This is a genomic window from Photobacterium sanguinicancri (assembly GCF_024346675.1).
Lineage (GTDB): Bacteria > Pseudomonadota > Gammaproteobacteria > Enterobacterales > Vibrionaceae > Photobacterium > Photobacterium sanguinicancri.
The window spans coordinates 558705-578692 of the sequence record NZ_AP024851.1 but is presented as its reverse complement, the minus strand read 5'-3'; the positions used below and the strand labels follow the sequence as shown (position 1 = coordinate 578692).

Sequence of the window (19988 nt, the reverse complement as noted above, 5' to 3'; positions counted from 1 at the left end):
AGCACAAGGGTGACTAGCAAACAATTTTCTGGTAAAAAAGATGTGGGAAATTAAATAGATATGATGATGACAGAAAGAAAACAAGGCCGTCGCAGCGCTCAGGCCGCCGAAGAAACCAAGCTGCTGATTATGAAAACTGCCGCAAAAATGTTTTGTGAACAGGGATATGAGCGCGTTTCACTACGAAATATTAGTGAACGTGCGGGCGTATCTCACAGCCTGATCCGTCACCACTTCGGTAGTAAAGAAAAGATTTGGCATAACATTAGCGACTGCTTACACGTCTACTTCCTGTCATACATGTATAAGCTGCAAGAAAGCATACCTGCAGATTTGCCGAGCAATATCATCTTGTACCGCTTTATCACTATGCTGTTAGCGCAACAACTTGTTCATCAACAACCAATCCAACTCATTACTGATGGGGTCCGACAAGGTGATGAGCTGATGGATTACTTCTTCGATAGCAACGGTGAACTTGAAGATTTCGTGAGCCAACTTGTGAACACTTTCCATAAAGATTTCCCTGAATCATCAATTAACGTGTGGGAAATGAAATGGCAGATGTTGATATTTGCCAGCGGAGCTGTAAACCTAAAGCCCTTTTTGATTGAAACATGGAAGCATGATGCTGCCAGCTATTCCCAGTGTTTACTTAATCACTGGGAGTTATTTAATCGCAACATGGCGATGCGCTTAAACATCAAAGCTGAAGAAATGCTACACCCCGAGAAATTAGAAGATATTCTGATTGAATTGCCGTGTGAGTGGAGCTGCGAAAACACAGAATAAACTGTATTTTGCATCATAATATTCAATAAAAACGGCAGTACTAACTCATTATAAATAGTCAGTACTGCCGTTTTTGTCTCTGTTACCCCCGAATGGGGGTTCTAGGCCAAACTTAAATAACGCCTAGCTCTTTCAAACGCTCAGTCAGGTATGAACCTGCAGTATGACGTTCTGAAAGCACAACTTCTGGTTTAGGATGCAAGAATAAAGGCAATGAGATACGTGACTTGGTTTTATCTGAACCTTCAGGATTAACCACTCGATGCGTTGTCGATGGGAAATAACCATCTGATGCTTCTTGTAACATATCACCAATGTTGATAATCAGATTACCAAAATCGCAAGGCACATCTAACCAATCACCCTCTTTTGATAATACTTGTAAGCCAGGTTCATTAGCAGCTGGAAGCACAGTGAGTAAATTAATGTCTTCATGCGCTCCCGCACGAATTGCACCAAGCTCTTCGTCACCTTGCAATGGCGGATAATGCAATATGCGAAGTAATGTTTGTTCACTGTCTTCGATCATGCTGGATAACGGCTGGCTAAACGTACTAGAAACTGTATCCGGTGCATGTTTTTCAACCCACGATAGTAACTCTGCAGCTAAAGCATTTGCCTGTTCATAGTAGTTTTGAATTTCAGCACGTAATGCTTCAGGGCATTGACCCCATGGGTAGTAGTGGAAAAACTCTTTGATATCTTTCTTTGCGTGCCCTTTCGCCGTTTCAGACACATCCGTTGGGAATAGGCCGTCTTGTGTCTCTACGTTAAAAGTAAAATCGGTTTTGTTTTCATTATTAAAAAACGTATACCAATTTTCGTAAATTGAATTTACTAACTCTTGCTGAATTGGGTGGTTTTTAAGTACGCCAAAACCAGTATTACGTAGGGATTCAACAAACAGTTGTTCAGCATTATCGGCAGTATAGTCAACGGCTTCTAGTTTCATTTGAGGCTTCTTTTGGCTGATTATAATTGCTTCCACCGCAAATACAGCGGAAGTCATTGAGCAATATCATTGTTATGAGCTGAATTTTATGAGTATAACGTCCATGTCACAAGGGCTAACCCGACAAAACAATAGAAACACTCTGTTTACAGTAGGAAACAAGCAATCGCTTGCCTAATCGTTTGCTTGCCATTGTGTACCAACCGGAGACCATTGTTCACTAAAACGAATTTGCACTGTGCAGATACAAAAAAACCCTGCATCGACAGGGTTTCATAACGGGCATATACGCATTATTTTTGAACAGTTAAACCTCATAAACTACGCATGAGCTGCTCAAATTCATCTTCTGCGCGTTCAATCATGCTTAATAACTCCCGCGCATCATCGTTCGCAATCTCTAATTTCCACTGTACAACGTCATTTTTTTGCTCTGAACGACACACCAACTCAGTTTTCTGTGTATGAGTATAAAAATACAATTGCGCAAAATCAGCTTCATAGTGTCTTTCTTCACTGGGAATATCCACTTCTATTATCCCTGTGGGTATGATTCTAATATCGGCACATTGCGTTTTGTCACCGGTTAAAATGACCTGCTTACTTTCAGCTAACATGATGGCGCCTCCCTAGTTGATACCATTGTGATTTAAACAGTCCAGCCATGCTTGCAATACATAGTGTAGTCAAACATGGCTTGTTTAAATTAAAATTCACACCAATTGCATATGATCAACCATAAAGAGCCGTCTTAGCCTTTTATAAGGTCTCTAAATTTCGGGCAGAGCTGCACCGTTATCATCTTTACACTCACATAGCTTTGAACAAACAATACCATGCTGGTTATTTTCTTTAGCTCGGTACATTGCCGCATCTGCATTTTGAAGTACTTCTTCAATCGACACCTGTCCCTCACCATGCACCACGCTAAAGCCAATGCTTGCACCTATCTCCAGCGCATTACCTTCAATGCTCATTGGCGCATTAATTGCGGCAAAGACCTGTTCAGCAGCGAGCATGCCACCTTCCGGTGACTGAACGGAATCAACTAAAACCACAAATTCGTCCCCAGCTAAACGGGCAACAAAGTCGCTTTCACGTACGCTGCCTTCCATACGTCGCGCAACACGTTTCAATACTTCATCACCAATGTGATGGCCATAGGTATCATTCACAGGTTTAAAGCCATCTAAGTCTATATACAAGACCGCAAACTTTATCTGGTTCTCCAAATAGCCCTGCATCTTTTGTTCTAATACATCAAATAAGCGTTTTCGGTTCGCCAGTCCAGTTAAAGCATCATGATGGGCAAGGTATTCAAGCTGTTCTAATTCTTTTTTATGGCTAAGATCTGTTATCGACATCACGATTTGTGCGCTTTCATCCTTGCTGCCATTGATAACATTAGCTCTAACCTCCAGCGGGATCATTGTTCCATTTTTATGTTTTTCTGAAATTTCACCGCGCCAGCGTCCGCCAGCGCCTTCAATAGTTTGATGGATCTGATAGATATATTTAATTTCGAGGAAGTCATTAATATGCGCCCCCATCAATTCGTCAGCCTCATACCCCATGATGGACGACAATGCCGAGTTAACCATAAGGATGCAGCCCTCATAATCAATGACAATAATACCTTCACGGCTCTGCTCGAAGATACGGGCTGCCAAACGCTGTTGTTTCTCTGCTAAATATTTTTGAGTTACATCCTCAATAGCAATAAGAACTTGATTTCTTTCTACTAATGCACGAGCCTTTACGCTGTAATAGCGTGGGGAACCTTGTAAATCAAGCGCTTTAATAATTTCATCAAAAGACTCACAATCAGTCTCCAATATCTTTTTCAGTGTTTCGTCATGTAACACCCAAAATCGTTCAGTCAAAATAGTACGTAATGTTAAGCCGCGAATATCACCTACAACACAACCAAAAACACCATCACATGCACTGTTCGCAAGAAGAATACGACCTTGATTATCAAGCACCAATAAAGCATGTTGCACTGTCGAAATGACATCATCAGCAAAAGATTTTTCGCTAGCTACTTGCTCAATAGATGCTGATATTTGCTTATCTCGCTCATCTAAATTATCTAACATCTCATTAAAACATTTGACCAAACTGCCAATTTCATCATCACCGTGAGCAACAGGCCGTTGTTTAAGAAGCCTAATTTTAGTCAGGCTTTGCATAGCGAAACTCAAACTTTCAACAGGATTAATCACCCATACTTGTAATTGTTTCAGTAAGAAGTAACGAAGAAAAAATACAGGTACAAGTAAGAGTAAACAAAACTTCAGCATGTCATTTTTGGCTTGATGTAATTCATCTAAAGAAGTACAGATCTCCATTGTCGCGACATTCATTTCAGCTACCGTCACGGGAATTGAGACGTAGAGGAAATTAGAGGAAAAAGAGTGATCGATGTGTGTTTTGCCCAGTAACAAAAAGTTATCCTCAATATGGGGACATTCATTCTGTTCATCAAAAGAACGGTAACTCGCAAAAACACTACCATCCACTTTCGTTACATCAACAAAATTAACCATATTATCAGCCTGAAAAGCCGATAAAATTTCGTCACCACTTCGCTGATCATCAAACAGTAATGCCGCTTTTAAGTTTATCGCTACGCCTTTGCCTAAAATAACTGAGCGTGCTAGCAAGTTATCTTGCTCTGTATTAATGATTGAAAAAACGCTAAACAAGCTGAAGGCACAAAACATTAAGACTAAAATAAAACTAACAGGTAGCGTCATCTTTCTTCGAATCGAAAGATTTCTAAATTTATTTCGCATTATTCATCTCCCTGAGGTTCTGAGATGAGCTTCGAAATACGTAATAACTGAGAGCGAATGGTGATTCTATTTTTTGCCGCATTATCAATGTTGATCACTGGGACTATTCGCCCTGATTTCTCACGAAACTCAACCATTCCTTCCGTCTTTGCAAATGCGTACTGATCGCTGACCGTCACAAGTCCCACTCTATCAAGTGATATCGTACTGCCTCTATCATTATTGAGGTGACTGTATGCTTCCGGTGTAAAATATACCAACTGACATTGGCTTAAACTTTGTACATTTTCGATTTGGCGATAAACAACAGAAATATTCCTAACTTGATGCTCGACGAGAAGCGCCTTCAACGTATACGTTACTTTACTCTCACCCATTACACAGTAATTTATCTGCGAGAAGCTCTCTTCTTGGGGCCAATGAATAAAGTTGGCAAAGCGAACCAAGTAGACCGCTTTTACCTTATCTGCCGAAAATGTGATGCCAGCATTCGCAGTCATACACATTAACAAGGTAAAAACACTAAACAGCACTCGCTTCATTACTGCATCATCCAAACAGCTTTTAGATAAACTTGACGCTCAATCTTATATGCGGTGTTACGATTAGACTCATAGTATGGTTGGTTATTCAAAATACCATCAACCATTAGCTCGAGCCTTGGCCAATCCTGCTTTTTCTGCCACGCTAAACGTGCATCTAGTGTTGAGATCGTATCCCAACCCATGTTTGCATTGTTGGTATTTTTACCCTGAATATATTTATACATCATGTCGAATTGCAAACTATCAGTCACATCCCACATGGTTTGCGCACTTGCAATATGATTAGGCTGTGGCTCCATCAGTTCAGACATCGATGGATCGATACAAACATCGCTGTTATTACATGCCGTCAATACTTGATGGTAGGCATAATTCACATTCACTTTAAAGTTAAACGTAGGTTGCCAAAAAACAGCAAATTCAGTCCCCCACGTTTTGGCTTCTATATCATCAATGTACTGGTACATAGTTAATGGCTCAGACTCCCAAGGAGCTAGCTCTACTTGGGGCTCCCCTGTTGGCATTGACGTATCGAGACCTACACCTCGGATATTTTTATATTGACTAAAAAACAATGTAGTACTAGTGCTAAATGCATTCGATAAAAAGTATCGATGCCCAATATCTAACGTCGTTACCGCTTCTGTTTTTAAATTTTCATTGCCACGTACAATCGACGATATTTCTTGGTAAGAATTTTGAGTGATTTGCTCAACCGAGAAATCAACCATTGTGGATGCCGTGTCTATAATAGAAGGTGTCACGACAGCGCGGCCTAGGCCGGTCCAAAATTGATGACGGGGTGAATAGTCGTAAGACAGACGCGCTTGAGGAAGTACTTCATAACGATCGACTAAACCAAAGTACTCAACTTTAACGCCAAAATAAGTCGTTAGTTGATCGGTAACAGCCGTTTCTAGTTGAGAATAGACATTATAGCTATCGTATTTTGATGCTTGGTCTTTATACAGCTGCGTTCTTGTCCCCTTTCTATAATCAGAAGGCTGTAATCCTAATATAGGGAGGACTTCTGTTTGTGTGGTGCGTCCGCCACCACCCATGGTCAACTCACTGGCATCTAAAACGGGCAGACGATAGTACACATCAGCATCCCAGTTACGGTAGCTCCCTTTGAAATACTCGTAATTTATCGTATGGCTATCAGCCCACACATTAACTGTTAATACGCCTGTTTTTATTTCAGTATCATAATTCAACATACCGGAAATACCGCGGCTATACTCATCATATTCATTGGGTGGTAAATCAATACTCACAAAATGAACCGTCTCAGTCTCAGTATGTATATCCGTATTATAACCGCCAAGCTGCACTGTGAGTTCACTACCATACGTAGAATGGTCAACTCGCATGTTTACATTATAATTACGAAAAGTGCCTTCTTCACCCACAGCATAACCAGAGCGAACACCACTAACCGAAAGGCGCGCGTCGGTTTGATTATTTATTGTACTGCCTAAACGAACATTTACTTCTTCATGACCTTTATCACCAATAGTTCCCTCTGCATATAACCCTTGGGTCTCATCGGCACTCTTGCTGATAATATTAACGACACCATTGACGGCATTACCTCCCCACATTGTGCCAGCAGGGCCCAGTAAAACCTCAATACGATCGATATCCGCCATCATCATCTGAATATTTTCCCAAATCACACCAGATGTAATTGGGTTAAAAATACTTCGCCCGTCGATAGACACTAATAATTTATTAAAGAGGATCTCATTGGCACCACGAATAGCAACGGCCCAATTATTATCTGAAAGACGTGCAACATGGACACCGGGAACTAACGATAAGGCTTCAGGGATCGTTCTCGCACCAGAGCGCCGAATTTGCTCTGCCGTAATAACATGAACTGCAGCTGGTACTTTATTGAGCGATTGTTCTTTTTTTGCTACTGACGTTAATGTTACTGATGCACGAGACAAGTCTGCCAAAGACATATCCATCAATGCTTCAAGCTCCTGCGATGCATTAACTGAAGAAATTGAAATAATGTAACTTGTTGGTAGTAGTAGAAAATGAACTAATTTTTTAACGATGATAGCTTGGGTTATATTTGAAATATTTTTCACAGTGGCTTCTTGTTCATGACTGCTTTTTCTTATTAATTATTTGCAGCGTTTATAATAGTTTTCTTATTTGGTTATTGTAACAATGTTCAAGACTCAGTAGCCAGACATAACGATGTCATTTTAGCCAATATATATACCTTAAACGTAAATATAGACATAAGTCACTAACTTAAAAGAGGTTTAACGTGGTGGGTATTTCAGTCTTTAAAACCACACTTATACGTCAACTTACATTTGGCGGTTAAAATATAATCAGTAATATAAGTGTCACACTCAGACTAAATACGAAAAAGGAATAATAGTTGAATAAAAGCGCACCTGGCTTATTTGATGAAATAATAAGCACCCAAATTTACAATTTAGGTGCTTATTTCTAATTAATTAAAACGCATTAGAATTTAATAATAAATGCATAAATATACTTGCAATATAACCAAGAGAGATGACAGGCATCCACTTCAAATGCCCAAAGAATGTATATTTACCGTGCGCAGCCCCCATTAATGCCACCCCAGCAGCAGAGCCAACCGACAATAAACTGCCGCCTACACCCGCAGTTAATGTGACTAGCAACCAGTTTCCCAAGGTCATTTCTGGGTTCATCGTTAAGACTGCAAACATAACTGGAATATTATCCACTATAGCTGATAGTACGCCGACTAAGCTGTTAGCCACTATCGGGTCCCATTGGGTATATAGCACCTCTGATACCACGCCCAAGTAACCAATTAAGCTTAAACCACCAACACACATAACGACGCCGTAGAAGAATAACAACGTGTCCCACTCGGCATGAGAAACACGACGAAAAACATCAAATGGAACCACAGAACCAATACGCCTTAGTGCCTCTTCATCATGGTTCGCTTCTGCAATAGCCCTTTTCTTTGCCAACGAGCCTGGCAGTGTTTTTCGTAAAAAATAACCAAAAAACTGCAGATAAGCCAATCCCATCATCATTCCCATTACAGGAGGAAAATGGAAGAAACCGTGGAAAGCAACCGCTGTTGCAATAGTTAGCAAGAAGAGGAACACAATGCGCATTGCCCCACGTTTAAGCTCTACATGTTCACAAATCGTATCTGGCTGCGTTTTAGGTACAAAAAACGACATAATAACAGCGGGAATAAGGTAATTAGCAACGGAAGGTATGAATAACAAGAGGAATTCATTAAACGATGCATGTCCCGCCTGCCATACCATTAAGGTTGTAATATCACCGAATGGACTGAATGCCCCACCAGCATTGGCAGCAACCACAATATTAACGCAGGCAATGTTAATGAATTTAGTGTTACTACCACCAACTTTCATTACAACAGCACACATTAAAAGTGCTGTTGTTAGGTTATCAGCAATAGGTGAGATGAAAAAAGAGAGTATGCCTGTTAACCAAAACAAAGTGCGATAGTTAAAGCCTTTACTGACCATCCATGCCTGTAGCGCATCAAACAAACGACGCTCTTCCATTGCACTGATATATGTCATCGCCACGAGTAGAAACAGAAGTAATTCTGCATATTCGAGTAAGTTATGCTCCAACGCTTGTTTAGCAATGTCAGTTTGACCGTTCTGCTGAAACACATAGCCGATCATCATCCAGATAAGACCAGCAGCCAAAAGTACCGGCTTTGACTTCCTCAGTTGTAGGTACTCTTCCCCCATTACTAAGCAATAAGCTATGGCAAAAATCACTAACGATGCATAACCAATGTTGGAGTGCGTGAGGTCAATTACGGTTCCACTTGCCAAGGTCAGAGGGGCAAATAATAAAAGCCCCACAGCAAGTGAAAGTTGCCGAATATTCATAATACGTATAGCTCCCTAAGCATTTCTTAAGATAACAACCTTGTTATCCGTTATTTAAAAACAAAAAGATGATTCTAATCAGAGTGTTCAAACTATAGATGACTAAACAAAAAACTACTGTGAACAATATCGTAACGCAGGAAAGTTAGTAACATTCACACAACAAATTTGTAATGTAACAGCCAAAAAAACTTTGCTAGCTGAATCACTGATTACAAAATCATGCTTTACATTAACTGATAATGAGAATAGTTTTCAGTCAATGTTATTTTGTATTGAGAATTATCAGGAGAAAGACATGGAACAAGCTTTCCACCCTAACCCACTTGTTAAAGTACGAGATCTAGAAGTGACTTATGTCACTGACAATGGCGATTTTCAAGCCGTTAAAAAAGTGAGCTTTGATGTCGGGAAAAGTGAAATATTCGGCTTAGCGGGTGAATCTGGCTGTGGAAAAAGCACCATCGCTTTCGCTATTAATCGCTTACATAAGCCACCAGCATTAATAACTAACGGTTCTGTTAGTTTCCAAGGGCGAGACCTGCTTTCACTCACAGAAGCCGAAATGGGGGTTGTTCGCTGGAAAGAAATAGCAATGGTTTTCCAAAGTGCCATGAACTCGTTAAACCCCGTGATCCCCGTTCAAGAACAATTTGCCGATGTTATGCGTCACCACCTCGGTTATACCAATGCTCAAGCAAAAGAGCGCGCACAAAAGTTACTCGATCTTGTCAATATCCCGCGAGAACGTTTGTCTGAATATCCCCACCAATTTAGTGGTGGTATGCGTCAACGTTTAGTTATCGCTATCGCCTTATGCTTAAACCCTAAATTAATCATCATGGACGAACCAACAACGGCGCTCGATGTCGTTGTCCAGCGTGAAATTTTGCAACAGATATACCAACTCAGAAATGAGTTTGATTTCTCGGTACTCTTCATCACCCACGACCTCGCGCTCATGAGCCAACTTTGTAATCGTATTGCCGTTATGCGCCATGGTGAAATTGTGGAAGTGAACACTTCAAAAGAAATCCGCAATAATCCACAGCATCCATATACTCAAAAGCTTTGGGCCTCTTTCCCTAACATTCATGAAGAATCCGCTAACCCTATTAACGTATCTCAGGAGGCAAGTGCATGAGTCAGGTAACAGCGAATAACACATCAAATCACAACGAACAGCCAATAATTGAAGTCAAAAATATCACTAAAGAGTTTATTGCTGGGGGGGGCTTTGGCAGCTCAGATATCTTTCGTGCACTTGATAATATTAGCTTTAATTTATACAAGGGCCGAACGTTAGCCCTTGTCGGTGAATCTGGGTGCGGTAAAAGCACCTGTGCTCGTCTTATTACCAAAGTGCATGATGTCACTGATGGTGAAATTCTTTTCAAGGGGAAAAATATTAAATCCTTACACTCACGAAAAGATATTTTAGATTATCGTGGTAAAGTTCAAATGATATTCCAAGACCCATTTGGATCATTAAACCCAACACATACCATCAAACACCACCTGACTCGCCCACTGATGATCCACAACCAAGTGTCAAACCAAAGTGAAGTGGATCAACGATTAAAAGAACTACTCGATTTAGTGGAGTTACCGTATTCAGATTTAGAAAAGTATCCTCATCAACTCAGCGGTGGCCAACGTCAACGTATCAACTTAGCGCGAGCTATTGCGGTTGGTGCTGAAGTTATCTTGGCTGATGAACCAACATCCATGCTTGATGTTTCTATTCGTTTAGGTGTGCTTAACTTAATGAAAGAAATGAAAGATAAAATGGGGATCGGCTTTTTATATATAACTCATGATCTTGCTACTGCTCACTATGTTGCCGAAGAAACGGCCGTCATGTATCGTGGCCGTATTGTAGAATGGGGAGATACCCGAAGTATTTTACGTAATCCTCAACACCCTTACACGCGCTTATTAATCTCTGCCGTGCCAGATCCAGATTTACCGTTTCATCAATTACTTGAATCTGAATCAGACTATTCAGTGAGTGCCGATAAAATTCGTCAGCTAAGCTTGAAGTCAGTAGAGGGATTCCAAAAAGTTGCTGATAACCATTATGTGGCCAATTGGAATGCTGAGCAAATACCGACTTCTGCCCCCGCAGACAAGGAGCAAGTTGCATGACAGAACTCCACATATGGCTAGACAATATCAAGGTATGGTACCAAACACCGCCTCCACCTCAGCAACGTGATATCCAAACATTAATCGATGCACTTAACCACGCTCCCGATATCATTTTTACTGATGTTAGCTGTGAAGTTCACAACGAAGCACTGGCTTACTGGCTAGATGCCTGTCAGCGATTAAGTTTTTACTATCAAGATTTACCTAATATCGAAAAGGCCTTTAGCTATATGCAGTTTGGGTACGCCAAACTGCAATGCATGATTTGCGATCAAGCACTAGAACCAGACTTAAAGCGTTGGTGCCTTAAGAAGTTAGATCGAATGATTATTGCCATGATGGAATTTTGCCAGCAACAGAACAGTCAACAATGGTTGGATGAAAGCACACAATTGATTAATCTTCATGTGACTTTCATGGAAGGTCAAAACAACCTGAATCTTTCCTATGAACCCTCCGATAAGCAAGGTAACCACGCCTCTTTATAACGGTTATTTCGGCTAGCAGATGGCTAATACAGGCAAGCTAGCCGAGTCACTTCCTGTGCTTAACGTTCATTTACATCATAAATTTATCCTAACTATCTCAATATTTTACTAAGCTCAAAGTAGGGATAGCAGTGACGACGGGATAAGCAATGACACCAACCAGAACCATTATAAAATATGCATTTATTGCTGCGACATCCATGAATGTCGCTTTGATCAACGCAGAGCCTTTACCCTCCCCCCCAGAGATAAGCGCTAAAGCATGGGTGTTAATGAGCTATGGTTCAGGACAGATTATTGCAAGCAACAATGAAACTGCACCGCTCGCCCCCGCCAGTTTAACCAAAATAATGACGTCATATGTAGTCGGACACGAGCTTCAAGCTGGCCATATAGCCAATGATGATATTGTGATCATCAGTGAAAATGCATGGGGGAAAAAATTCCCAGGATCATCGAAAATGTTCCTTAACGTTGGTGATGAGGTAAGCGTTGATGATCTCAATCGTGGCGTTATTATCTCATCAGGTAACGATGCCACTGTTGCTCTGGCAGAACACGTTGCAGGGCATCAATCAGCATTCATTGAAATGATGAACAATCATGCTGAAAGGCTTGAAATGTTCGACAGTTACTTCACCAACCCACATGGTCTTGATGCTGATGAACAATTTACGACAGCCTATGACATTGCATTACTGACTCGCGCATTCATTCATGATTTACCTGACACCTATGGCTTATTTAAAGAGAAGTCTTTCACTTTTGGTAAAATCAAACAAGGTAACCGAAATGCCCTCTTATGGGACTCTACGTTAAATGTTGACGGTGTGAAAACAGGGTATACCTCTAAGGCGGGTTACAGTTTGGTGTCATCTGCCGAACAAAACGATCAACGATTAATTGCTGTTGTCATGGGGGCTGATAGCACCCAGATACGCACATCTGAGAGTAAAAAATTATTAACGTGGGGATTTCGTTTCTTTCAAGATTTAACACCTAAGTTCAACAATAAAGAACTCGCACCCGTTCGCGTTTGGTACGGTAGTCCTTCAAACGTCACAGTAGAATTAGGTGAAGGCGGTGTTATTACAGTACCTCGCCGCCAAAGAAAAGAGTTAGAACATAAGGTGTATTACAACCACGACCTTGAAGCACCAATAGAAAAAGGAACGATGGTGGGTAAAGTTGAATGGTATCTTAATGAAGAATTACTGACTGAACAACCAATCATAACGGCCGAAACCGTTAATAAAGCGCCATGGTACAAAAATATGATCGACGTAGTTTGGCGACCTATCGGCCAATGGTTTGATAGCCAGGACTGGTCTCCTGAGCCGACTAAAACAGAGTAGTCATCAGGTTAAAGGATACAACTAGGTTCGAGCTAACAAATTTGGTAACTGTTAGCTCATCACTTAATATTAAACCAATACACAGTTTGAACCTGTTATCGGAAATTATTTAGACTGGCTTTCTCCACACAGAAGTAAAGTCGAACCAGCCTAGTGAATTCGACGTCATCCCCTGCAATTCACCCGTATTATCCACGCCTAACCAAGCATGAAATAACGGCTGAATTTGTTGGCTTTGCACTAACAAGAAACCAATATCATGAGCTGGAAAAGGCAATGTTTTATCGCTACGCCACTTAGCGATTAAGCTATCCATTACCTTAAAATCATCTGATGGCATCGCACGGTAAAGATGATCAAAATTATATAGCCACGGCAAAATCGCGTCATCACGCTTAGTGAACACGCTCATACCACTGATCCAAATATCCACTTTACTCGACTGTTTACCCGATAGCATTTCCGCCGTTGTCAAAGCCAATACTTTCACTTTCAGGTCATCATCACTCAGCAACTGAGTTATCTTTTCGACAATAAGCGGGTAAATAGGATGATCTTGTAGATGGGCGATAGTAACCGTTCGTTTTGCTGGAGGTTGAATAGCCGATACACTAATCGCAGGGTTATGGACCCAGCCAGGAAGTAAACCGTAAGCATTAACCAGACGTAACTCACTAAATTTCGGCTGATCGAGCAGACACTGCATCGCCAACGTAGAAAATCGATGCGAAAAATAGTTTAACCAATCTTCATTATTCGCTAAGCCTGTTTGGCGGTTATACATTAAATAGTTACACCCTTCATCAAGGTGTAATCGCGATGTAATCGTATTCTTGCCCGCCTCTAGCTCTTCAGCATCAGGCTTCAGATAAAACACATCAAAATCGGCCAGAATCCAAATATCAACAATATCGATCATCGCTCTAAAGCCATAATATTGATCAAATGCTTCTAATTTCAGACGCTGCTTATCATTTTGAATAACCTTATATGCCCCAGTCCCAACAGGTAGTGCATCAAGATCACGATGCGTAAGCATCTCTTCTGGTTGTATCACCGCTGATGTATCAGCCAGTAATGTGGGCAAATGAACATCATCGCGCTTAAGATAAATATCAATCGTATATGCAGCGACAGATTCTACTGTAAGAATATGCTTAAAAAGTCGCTGTTGCTTTACTTCATTCAGCGTTGCAACGACATCTTGGCATTGCAGTAACTTACCATTATGAAAGCGTATTGCAGGACGTAAATAAAACCGCCAGTGACGAGGAGAAATAGCCTCCCAATGATGAGCTAAATCGCCCTCGACTTCCTCTTTTATTTCATCAATTCGAGTCAAACCACTAAATATCTGGCGGACAATGTGTTGCTCTGAACGACGTAACGGCAAGAGAGGATTTAAATCACCAAACGAACGGTAATACGGTAAGCGTACAACTTGCTTACCCTGCTGGGTCGACACACCAAGTTGCTCTTGAATAAGCTGGGCAAGCATATTGGCATCATTGTTCAGCGCTTCTAATGCAGGCTCTAGCTTACCTTGCGCCACTAGTTTTCGCGCATAGCTTTGCTGTAATTCACTATCAGTGCTATGAAAAACCAAGCGTGACTGCTTACCCCTGCCGACTGCAGGATGCCAATCGATCCAGTCTTTGTCCGCCATTTTATTCATGACCATACGTACATTACGACGAGTACAGAATAGGACTTCTGCTATCTCTTGTAATGTTGTATCACTGTCTTGACCAGAAAAATGGCTGTACAGGCGATGGAACTGCGTTTTTAAACGTTGACCACTCATAAAAGGGGAACCTAATTTTAAAATGTGTTCTGTTTTTACTTCCTTATTTTACATCTAAACTCGCTCTCGATGAACAAACTTATCCTCTTTTTATGATATATCGAGGGTAACCGTGCGCCTGAGCTATATGTTCCCCCAACATATAGATTGCATCGTCCATCATTAGTAAGGGCAGCCAACGCTGCCCTTATTTTTCATTATTGTTTTTCACTGTTACTTTGTCTCTATACTGACCAACAGCATCCTGTAATTAGAACCATCCACCGCCACTATTGGTACACCCTCGAGACTTTTTTCATAGCGTTACACTAATTTTGATTCTCATGGTGTTGTTGACCTAACTGCTGATTCTTATCGACAAGTTCTTGTTTAACGCGCGCTAACTGCTCATTCAGTTCCTCAACATGCCGACGCTGAGCATCAAGTTGATGCTTTGATTGTGCCTCCATCTCCTCCACTAATTTTTCATACTCAGCTTTAGTTTGCTCAGAAGACGCTTGCTGCTTTTCAAGTGAAACCGTTAGCGCAGTGTGTTGCTTTATCAGTTTACTGTGATCTTTTTGCAATGACGTATGCGCTGCTTTAGTTTTTCTCGCATTTTGTTGCGCTGTCTGTTTTGCCTTCACCGCTTTATTTACATCACTTTCCAGTTCATCTAGGACGGCTTTTTGCCCAGAAACCAGACGCTCAACATCCGCTTCCTTTTCAGCCAACAAGGCTTGCACCGAGGCCAATTCAGCCTGAGTAGCACTTAGTTCAGCCACCTGTGCTTTACCTTGAGCCGTGTCTTGCACAAAGTTCACGCCAAACATGACGCGCCAAGCATCAAAATACATATTGTGCATTTGATTTATCAAACTAAAAGGGAAGTCAACACTCGTTTGAGCTGGCTGCTCGCCTGCAATATAACTATCGAGCTCCTCTAATACCTGCAGCGCATTTTGATAGCTCCCCCCCACCGCTTGTTGAAGTTGATTAGCCGTAATAGTTTCAAGTGCTTTTCCTGCTTCTAGCCATGATTTAATCTGAAGGAAGTAAATATTAGGATCAATCAGCGTTGATCCCTGTAACGGATTGAGCAATGCCATGTTAGTTGTTTGCATAAAAAGTCCCTTTCGGAATGTGCCAGTCTAAGAGAAATGAATCGTTTATAATCTTGTTAGACCAATTGGTTACTTATTGCGCATCAAGTTGCAAAAACATAGAGCTAGTTCAAGTTTATTTATTCAACATGACATTCATATTTATTTTCAACGCGCAATATCAATGAAGTGATGAAAGTCTTTTTTCTCTGGCTTGTAATAACGGTAAAATAGAGGTAGAAACCCAGTAAGTTTTCTATGAATTGACGATTATGACTGAACAGAAATCAGCGTTTGAGCAGCTAGTGCATAGCCGACGCTCAGTGCGTAAATATGACGCCAGTGCCCCTTTCGATCACCAAGCAGTAACTCGCTCTCTTGAGCTTGCCGCACTTTCTCCTAATAGCTCTAACATGCAGCTATGGGAATTTCACCGTGTAATCACAGAAGATAAACGAGCAGAATTAAGCCGTATCTGCATGGGCCAAAATGCGGCTAAAACAGCCAATGAGCTTATCGTATTTGTTGTGACGCCTTATAAATGGGAGTCACGAGCAAAAATGAATGCAAAAACAGTTCGTGATGCATTTGAAGGTCGTGAAGATGCCACTTCTAAACGCGCACTCAAGTACTATGAAAAGTTGATCCCATTTGTCTACCGTAATGACCGTTTTGGTCTATACGGCATGGCTAGAAAAGTGCTGTGTGCATTTTTAGGCCGAAACAAGCCTATGATGCGTGAAGTCAGTAAAGCCGATGTCCGCGTCTGCTTACATAAAAGTAGCTCTCTTGCTGCAATGACATTTATGACAGCAATGCGATCAGAAGGCTACGACACCTGCCCGATGGAGGGTTTTGATTCAGTAAGAGCAAAACAGCTACTTGGTCTACAAAAAGGGGCTGAAATTACGATGATCATTGGTTGTGGTAAACGCGCAGAAGACGGCATTTACAGTGAACGTCATCGTGTTGATAATGCAGAGATCATGTTTGAACACTGATCGCTTGTTACTCGATAGTACATGACACCCAGCTATTCGATAAAAAATCGACAGTGCTACTCGTATATCACTGTCGATTTGTTTGTTATCACGATGAAAAGGCATCATTTCAAATTGTTTGCAGATAAACCATATCATGCTGATTTTATTTACGGTAAGGTGGTGACATCTCAACAACAGAAACGAATTTATGCAGTTAATGATTGAGCAACTAAAAGAATCAAAAAACACTTGGATGGCAAGCCATATCACCGATGCAGAATACCCAACCGAATTAAGCCAAAGCGGTTTAGCATCGTACCAAGCGCTCCATGCCTCATCCTCGACTTCACAACTCGTTTTACCGCTTACTGCTCGCACTAACAGCCTGTCCTTCTACCCCGTCGATTGCCATCCTCTTACTATTCGCTATGCCGTGACATTAGCAAGCCTATGGAATGATGAAAAACAACGCGATGCTGTTATCGAATATTTAACACAAATCATGTTCGAGGCCGACTCTGCCGCAACCTTGTTTGTCGGCTTCTTTAAAGGCAAGCCGGCAGCTTGTGGTATGGTATTCCAAAATGAAGAGAGTGCACTTATCAGCGACGTACACGCACTTCCTCTTCCAAATCAAGATGAGCTTATTGAAGAAATGACGGCTTATCTTACCACTCAGCTAACAGCGACAAACCCATCTGTTTTCCTTGAAAAAACGATTTAGTAAACACCTAATAACGGGCTGGCAATATTGTCAGCTCGCTACCTATTCTTACTTTTTGTAATTGATTTTTGACGATTTTTATTTTGCTTACCATACTTGCGGTACGGGACATAAGAATAGGAAAAATTAATGAAGGGAATCATTTTTACTGAATTTCTTGATATCGTTGAAAGCTCTTTTGGCTTAGACGTTTGCCAACAGATGTTAGACGAGGCCCTTGACGAAGGAACCTACACGACTGTTGGTAGTTATGACCATAAAGACCTAGTCAAACTCATTATCACGTTAAGCAAAATTACTAACGTTCCAGCCACAGATTTACAAGAAGTCTATGGCAAAGCTGTTTTCACACGATTACTAGAAAGCTTACCCATTCCCGTGGACAATGAAACCTCAACCTTCGAATTTATTCGCAAAGTCGAAGAACACATTCATATTGAAGTTAAAAAGCTCTATCCTGATGCAACACCGCCCCGTTTTGACTTTATCTCAGAAACAAACTCCGTCATGACAATGGATTACCACTCAGCTCGTTGTATGGCGCACGTTTGCCTTGGTTTAATTCAAGGCTGCGCAGATCATTTCAATCAAAAAATTCACGTTGAGATGGAAGCTATACAACCAGATCAAAGCCATGTTCGCTTCCATATACAGTTATTGGCTGGCTAGCTATGGATGATAAACGACAAATTGAGCTTCTACTTAAAAAACTCGACAGAGAAAGAGCTGCGCGTAAAGCGGCTGAAAAGCTACTAGAAAACAAAAGCCTCGATTTATACAATGCCAATCAACTCTTGCTTCAATCAGCAGAGAAGCACAAGGCACAGGCCGAACTCGACTCTGAGCGCCTTGCCTATCAAACTAAAATCGAAACTATGTTGCTAAGCTACGGCCAGTCATTTCTATCACAAACACTTACGCCTCAATTACTAAACCAACTTGCCAATGAACTGGTTGATAACCACTCTGTTAGGGCTATTTGCATCCATATAAATCACCGCAGTACACTCGACTTTGACGGTGATTTTTTTAGTGGGCGCCGTCAACAATGGACGCCACCTAAACATTTGACAGATAATTCGAATTATTGGGATAAGAAGGAAGCCACATATTGGGTCGCGCTAAATATAAGAGATGACAATGTTGGTTTTTTTGCCGCTCGTATAAAAGCTTCGGGGTCTTGGCTCACAACGATTCAAAAGCACGTCGCATTATTTGGCGAAATGCTTCGAACCACAATTGGCCGTCATATTACTCTGGCACTTGCTATTCAAGCACGAGAGCGTGCAGAAGCATCTGAACAAGCCACTCGTGATTTCCTTGCGATGATAAACCATGAACTTCGCACCCCGCTCAATGGCTTACTAGGCACTGCCGAACTGTTAGGTGAAAGCACTCTTGATATCGAACAACGCAAATTGCTAACAACTTTAAACCATTCTGGCGAATTACTCCGCGCGATCATTAATGATCTGTTGGACTACAGTAAGATCAACGCAGGAATGCTAGAGCTTATTAATAATCCCTTTAATAGTAATTCTATTGCCGAAAAGCTCCAAGCAGTATTCATGCACCGCGCTTCTGAAAAACAGCTCGATTTCAAAGTAACGATTAGCGACAAGGTTCCCTCTTATTTAATTGGTGACGAAGACCGAATTAAACAAATTTTCGTGAACTTAATAGGTAATGCGATTAAGTTTACTCAAGATGGCTGTGTAAATACGTACATTGATTGGCAAGACGAACAACTTGTTTTTTCCGTAACGGATACAGGCTGTGGAATCGCCATCGAACAACAGTGTAAGCTGTTCAAACCCTTTAGTCAGGTAGACATTTCGAGTAAACGAAGTCATGAAGGTACAGGGTTAGGGCTCGCTATTTGTCGCCAACTTACCTTACAAATGAACGGAAAAATTACGCTTGATAGCGATCTCGGGATAGGCTCTACTTTCACAGTGATGCTCCCTCTTGCCATTCATGACCAACCTATCGTGCAAGAAGCAGCTTCACAATCAATAAGTAAACCACTCGATAAGCTATCAATCCTTGTCGTCGAAGATTTAAAGACCAATCAGATGATCATCAAACTAATGCTCAACAAAATGGGCATAGAACCAGCAATAGTAGACAACGGTCAAATTGCTCTTGATACGCTAGAACACTGTGAATTCGACCTTATTTTAATGGATTGCCGAATGCCAATCATGGATGGTTATAGTGCAACTAAAATATTACGTGAACAAGGCTACATCAGGCCGATCGTTGCATTAACCGCTGGCACAACAACAGCAGAAAGAGAAGATTGTCTGAATGCAGGCATGAACGATATTCTGTGTAAGCCTTACCAGTCATCAGAATTAAGAAGCATGATAGAGAAATGGGGACTATAGATAATATGTAATC

The 19988-nt window shown here is 41.2% G+C and carries 17 protein-coding genes; 9 read left to right on the top strand and 8 right to left on the bottom strand.

Features of this window, described 5'->3' with window-relative positions:
* Positions 1–60: 60 nt before the first annotated feature.
* Positions 61–792: a TetR/AcrR family transcriptional regulator gene (locus OCU87_RS19565; RefSeq protein ID WP_315972495.1), complete on the top strand. Its 732-nt coding sequence runs from the start codon at positions 61–63 to the stop codon at positions 790–792.
* 112 nt (positions 793–904) lie between these two features.
* Here the strand turns inward: OCU87_RS19565 and OCU87_RS19560 are convergent, their stop codons facing one another.
* From OCU87_RS19560 to nhaD, 6 genes are all read right to left on the bottom strand, one after another.
* Positions 905–1744, bottom strand: coding sequence for a 2OG-Fe(II) oxygenase family protein (locus OCU87_RS19560; RefSeq protein ID WP_062687949.1), 840 nt, complete (start codon positions 1742–1744; stop codon positions 905–907).
* A 314-nt stretch (positions 1745–2058) separates the two neighbouring features.
* The gene (locus OCU87_RS19555) at positions 2059–2361 is read right to left on the bottom strand and encodes a hypothetical protein (RefSeq protein WP_062687926.1); all 303 of its coding nucleotides are present in this window, start codon (positions 2359–2361) and stop codon (positions 2059–2061) included.
* Positions 2362–2514: 153 nt separating this feature from the next.
* A complete protein-coding gene (locus tag OCU87_RS19550; RefSeq protein ID WP_261859164.1) occupies positions 2515–4542 on the bottom strand; it encodes a diguanylate cyclase domain-containing protein in 2028 nt (675 codons plus the stop codon).
* Positions 4542–5084: a YfiR family protein gene (locus OCU87_RS19545; RefSeq protein ID WP_062687924.1), complete on the bottom strand. Its 543-nt coding sequence runs from the start codon at positions 5082–5084 to the stop codon at positions 4542–4544. Before OCU87_RS19545 ends, OCU87_RS19550 begins: the two co-directional genes overlap by 1 nt.
* Positions 5084–7189 carry a TonB-dependent receptor plug domain-containing protein gene (locus OCU87_RS19540; protein WP_062687923.1) on the bottom strand — a complete coding sequence of 702 codons (2106 nt, stop codon included), beginning with the start codon at positions 7187–7189 and terminating at the stop codon, positions 5084–5086. Before OCU87_RS19540 ends, OCU87_RS19545 begins: the two co-directional genes overlap by 1 nt.
* Before the next feature lie 381 nt (positions 7190–7570).
* Complete coding sequence (gene nhaD / locus OCU87_RS19535; RefSeq protein WP_261859163.1) at positions 7571–8998, bottom strand: sodium:proton antiporter NhaD; 1428 nt, start codon at positions 8996–8998, stop codon at positions 7571–7573.
* 298 nt (positions 8999–9296) lie between these two features.
* Between nhaD and OCU87_RS19530 the strand changes: the two genes are divergently transcribed.
* From OCU87_RS19530 to OCU87_RS19515, 4 genes are all read left to right on the top strand, one after another.
* Positions 9297–10142 (top strand): ABC transporter ATP-binding protein, encoded by an 846-nt coding sequence (locus tag OCU87_RS19530; RefSeq protein ID WP_261859162.1) that lies wholly within the window; start codon positions 9297–9299, stop codon positions 10140–10142.
* A complete protein-coding gene (locus tag OCU87_RS19525; protein ID WP_261859161.1) occupies positions 10139–11146 on the top strand; it encodes an ABC transporter ATP-binding protein in 1008 nt (335 codons plus the stop codon). Before OCU87_RS19530 ends, OCU87_RS19525 begins: the two co-directional genes overlap by 4 nt.
* The gene (locus OCU87_RS19520) at positions 11143–11637 is read left to right on the top strand and encodes a hypothetical protein (RefSeq protein WP_261859160.1); all 495 of its coding nucleotides are present in this window, start codon (positions 11143–11145) and stop codon (positions 11635–11637) included. Before OCU87_RS19525 ends, OCU87_RS19520 begins: the two co-directional genes overlap by 4 nt.
* Positions 11638–11786: 149 nt before the next feature.
* On the top strand, positions 11787–12992 hold the full coding sequence (locus OCU87_RS19515; RefSeq protein ID WP_261859159.1) for a serine hydrolase: 1206 nt from the start codon (positions 11787–11789) through the stop codon (positions 12990–12992).
* A 109-nt stretch (positions 12993–13101) separates the two neighbouring features.
* Here the strand turns inward: OCU87_RS19515 and sgrR are convergent, their stop codons facing one another.
* Positions 13102–14796, bottom strand: a complete 1695-nt coding sequence (sgrR, locus tag OCU87_RS19510) for an HTH-type transcriptional regulator SgrR (protein WP_062687921.1) — start codon at positions 14794–14796, stop codon at positions 13102–13104.
* 308 nt (positions 14797–15104) lie between these two features.
* The gene (locus OCU87_RS19505; RefSeq protein ID WP_261859158.1) at positions 15105–15899 is read right to left on the bottom strand and encodes a hypothetical protein; all 795 of its coding nucleotides are present in this window, start codon (positions 15897–15899) and stop codon (positions 15105–15107) included.
* Positions 15900–16150: 251 nt separating this feature from the next.
* Here OCU87_RS19505 and OCU87_RS19500 point away from each other — a divergent pair, with 251 nt between their 5' ends.
* The 4 genes from OCU87_RS19500 to OCU87_RS19485 all read left to right on the top strand — a co-directional run bounded on the left by OCU87_RS19500 (position 16151) and on the right by OCU87_RS19485 (position 19975).
* Positions 16151–16879: a nitroreductase family protein gene (locus tag OCU87_RS19500; RefSeq protein WP_261859157.1), complete on the top strand. Its 729-nt coding sequence runs from the start codon at positions 16151–16153 to the stop codon at positions 16877–16879.
* Between the two features lie 190 nt (positions 16880–17069).
* Entirely contained in the window at positions 17070–17585 is a 516-nt protein-coding gene (locus tag OCU87_RS19495; RefSeq protein ID WP_261859156.1) for a hypothetical protein, read from the top strand.
* 129 nt (positions 17586–17714) lie between these two features.
* Positions 17715–18254, top strand: a complete 540-nt coding sequence (locus OCU87_RS19490) for a heme NO-binding domain-containing protein (protein ID WP_062687917.1) — start codon at positions 17715–17717, stop codon at positions 18252–18254.
* Between the two features lie 2 nt (positions 18255–18256).
* Positions 18257–19975, top strand: coding sequence for an ATP-binding protein (locus OCU87_RS19485; protein ID WP_261859155.1), 1719 nt, complete (start codon positions 18257–18259; stop codon positions 19973–19975).
* Positions 19976–19988 lie beyond the last annotated feature (13 nt).